The 3,349-nt window shown below is 59.9% G+C and carries 3 protein-coding genes; all 3 read right to left on the reverse strand.

Translation table 11 applies throughout. The annotated features are described in order from the left end of the window. Positions 1–1,130, reverse strand: a 1,130-nt coding sequence (locus ACOVRA_RS08105; protein WP_421719842.1) for an aminotransferase class III-fold pyridoxal phosphate-dependent enzyme, incomplete at its 3' end; no start/stop codon positions are given. 69 nt (positions 1,131–1,199) lie between these two features. Beyond that, entirely contained in the window at positions 1,200–2,606 is a 1,407-nt protein-coding gene (locus ACOVRA_RS08110; RefSeq protein ID WP_421719843.1) for an AarF/UbiB family protein, read from the reverse strand. 11 nt (positions 2,607–2,617) lie between these two features. Further along, positions 2,618–3,349 (reverse strand): class I SAM-dependent methyltransferase (locus tag ACOVRA_RS08115; protein WP_421719844.1); only part of this gene is annotated, 732 nt, incomplete at its 5' end.

Raw genomic sequence — 3,349 nt, forward strand, 5'->3', positions numbered from 1 at the left:
ATCAAGCCCAGATTACGGATATCAATGACATGGGGTGCGCCTTTGAGTTCATGCAAACGCTTTTGCCAATAGGGCGCGATATCTGCCGCGCGCGTCATCAGGCCTTCGCGCTCCATAATGTCCATCGTGGCAAGCCCCGCCGCACAGGCGGCTGGATGGCCCGAACAGGTGTAGCCATGGAAGAGCTCGATCAAATTCTCAGGCCCCGTCATATAGGCATCGTGCACTTCGCGGCGAGCAAATACCGCCCCCATCGGCAATGCGCCATTATTGATACCCTTGGCGGTACAGATCAGGTCAGGACGCACACCCAAGGCCTGGGTGGCAAACGCCTTTCCCAAGCGCCCATAGCCCGTAATGACTTCATCAAAGATCAGAAGGCAGCCAACCCGGTCACAGGCGGCGCGCAATTCTTCGAGATAACCCACAGGCGGGATCAACACGCCGGTGGAGCCTGCAACAGGCTCTACAATCACGGCAGCAATCGTCTCCGGGCCGTGCAATGCCGCGATCCGGTCCAATTCCTTGGCCAGATGCGCGCCTTGGGGCGGCTGGCCTTGGGCAAAGACATTCTCGGGCAAGCCATGTGTATGGGGCAAATGGTCCACCCCTGGCAGGCCCGGGCCAAAGACGCGGCGATTGGTGACGATGCCGCCCACCGAAATGCCGCCGAAATTCGTCCCATGATATCCGCGCTCGCGCCCGATCAAGCGAGTCCGGCGGTGGTCACCCCGCGCATAATGATAGCCCAAGGCAATCTTCAGCGCCGTCTCAACACTTTCAGAGCCGGAATTGGTGAAAAAGACGCGGTCAAACCCATCGGGTGCAATACTGGCCAAACGTTCGGCAAACTCAAACGCAATCGGATGGCCCATTTGGAAGGTCGGCGCATAATCCAAGGTCGCCATCTGGCGGGCCACCGCATCGACAATTTCTTGCCGACCATGGCCAGCATTGACCGTCCACAGACCCGCTGTGCCATCGAGGATCTCGCGGTCATCATGACTTCGATAAAACATGCCAGAGGCAGACACCAAAAGGCGCGGCCCCGCCTTAAAGCGGCGGTTGGCCGTAAAAGGCATCCAGAAGGCATCGGTAGCGGGGGCGTTGGACGGCACGGAATTTGTCATAACAAAATGCTAAACCGCGCGCGCGGATCAATCAAGCCTGAAACAGGGCCTGATTTACGGCCTTACCACCTACCGCTTGCCTTGCTCTGCCCGTTCCACCAGCTTTTCAATGCGGGCGACCAATTGAGGCAGCTTGCGCGCGGTGGCGAGGGCATTGGAGACGTCAGTGAACATTTGGCGGGTGACGCCTTCTGGGCCCAATTCGGTCTGCATGAAGCGCTCCACCACCGGACGGGAGGCTTCCCAAATGTCGTGATCGGGGTCGATGTTGCGAGCAACGCCCTCAACTTGCACCATGGTCTTCTGCAACAGCACCAGTTCAGGCCGCATATGCATGCCAAATTGCTCGGTCACGTCGAACAATTGCGTCAGCACACGGCCCATGGAGACTTCGCGCGCTGGCCGGCCCCAAATCGGCTCTCCGACCGAGCGCAGGGCATGGGCGAATTCGCCTTCATCATGATCGGCAGACACATAGCCTGCTTCAATATGAACAGCGGCAGCACGGCGATAATCGCGACGGAGGAAAGCAAAAAGGATTTCAGCCAGATAACGGCGTTCGGCCATGCCGATCCGGCCCATAATGCCAAAATCGACCGCCCAGAGCGCCCCGTCCGTACCCAAAATGAGGTTGCCCTCATGCATGTCGGCATGGAACACGCCATGGTCCAAGGCAGCCGCCAGAAAGCCACAGGTGACCGCATTGGCAAGCTTCGCCCGGTCCGCGCCGTCCAAAGCACCGGGCTTGGTCAAAGGCGTGCCCTCAACCCACGAAGTGGTCAGCACACGTCGTGCTGTGCGCTCCCAGTCGATACTGGGTACTTTCAAATAGCCGTCTGCGGCAACGATCTCGCCAAAGGCATCGCCAGCCCCTGCCTCACGGCGCAGGTCGAGCTCCTTTTCGAGCGCGGTGCGAATGGTGGCCACAAAGGCGACCGGCTCAAGGCGGCGGGATTTGGGCACGAGGACTTGCACAAGCTTGGCGGCAAGCGCCATGGCTTTGCCCTCAGCCGCGATTTCCTTCTCAATGCCGGGCCGGAGCAGCTTGACCGCGACTTTGCGACCGTCAGCCAAAGTCATCTGATGAACTTGGGCGACCGAGGCTGCGGCAATTACAGGACCCAAGTCTGGGAACAAGGCTGCGCGCTTCTCGCCAAAGGCGGTATCGAGGCTATGCAGGGCGATGGTCTGCGAAAAAGGCTCCAGCCGGTCCTTAAGGCGCGACAGACCTTCAGCGGCTTTGTCACCAACAATATCGGGTCGGGTGGCCAAAAGCTGGCCAAATTTGATCCAAGCAGGGCCCAGCTTTTCCAAAGCGCGTGCCATGCGTGTTCCGGGATCGCCGCTGATGTGGCGGGAGCCCAAACGCAGCACACGCCCCACCGTGCGGGCAGGCAGGGGCAGCAAGTCATAATATTCTCGCGGCAGGATCGCGTCATAGCGCCCCAAAGTCCAAGCGGCCCGCATCAACCGCATGAGCGCATCAATCACACCTTCCAGCCCCCGTGCAAAGCAGTGATGCCGCCGGAGAAATTGGTGTATTCAACGCGCTTAAAGCCAGCCTCGCGGATCATCGCGGCAAAGGTCTCTTGGTCGGGGAAACGGCGAATGCTCTCGACCAGATATTGATAGGGCTCCGCATCCCCCGTCACGGCTTTGCCAATCGGCGGGATCGCCTTGAAAGACCAAGCATCATAGAAGGCTTCAAGCGCGCCGGTGGTGGGCTTAGAGAATTCCAAACAATAGAAACGACCACCTGGCTTCAGCACGCGGTAGGCTTCGCGCAGCGCCTTGGGGATGTCGGTCACATTGCGAATGCCGTAGGAAATGACATAGCCATCGGCGGAATTGTCGGGGAATGGCAAGGCTTCTGCATCGCCTACCGCCCAGCCAAGCCCGTCCAAGCCACGCTCGCGCCCTGCCGCAATCATCTCAGCATTGATGTCGACGACGATGATCTCAGACGGCGGACCGCCAGAGCGCGTCCGCGCCGCATCGGCCAAAGCCTTAAAGCGCCGCGCCAAATCGCCCGTGCCGCCCGCGAGGTCCAAGATGCGTTCACCCGGACGAGGGTTCAATCGCGCCGCCACGGCATCCTTCCAAGCCCGGTGCATCCCGGCACTCATCAGATCATTCATCAAGTCATAGCGGCTGGCGACGGCGTCAAACACGCCGCGCACGCGAGAGGCCTTCTCATGTGCAGGCACATCTTGAAAACC

The sequence above is a fragment of the Aquidulcibacter sp. genome, from assembly GCF_049239865.1.
In the GTDB taxonomy this organism is placed as follows: Bacteria; Pseudomonadota; Alphaproteobacteria; order Caulobacterales; family Aquidulcibacteraceae; genus Aquidulcibacter.

Coding starts and splice junctions, on each gene's coding strand:
- ACOVRA_RS08110 (WP_421719843.1), bottom strand. CDS start 2,606: ATGCGGTTGATGCGGGCCGCTTGGACTTTGGGGCGCTATGACGCGATC.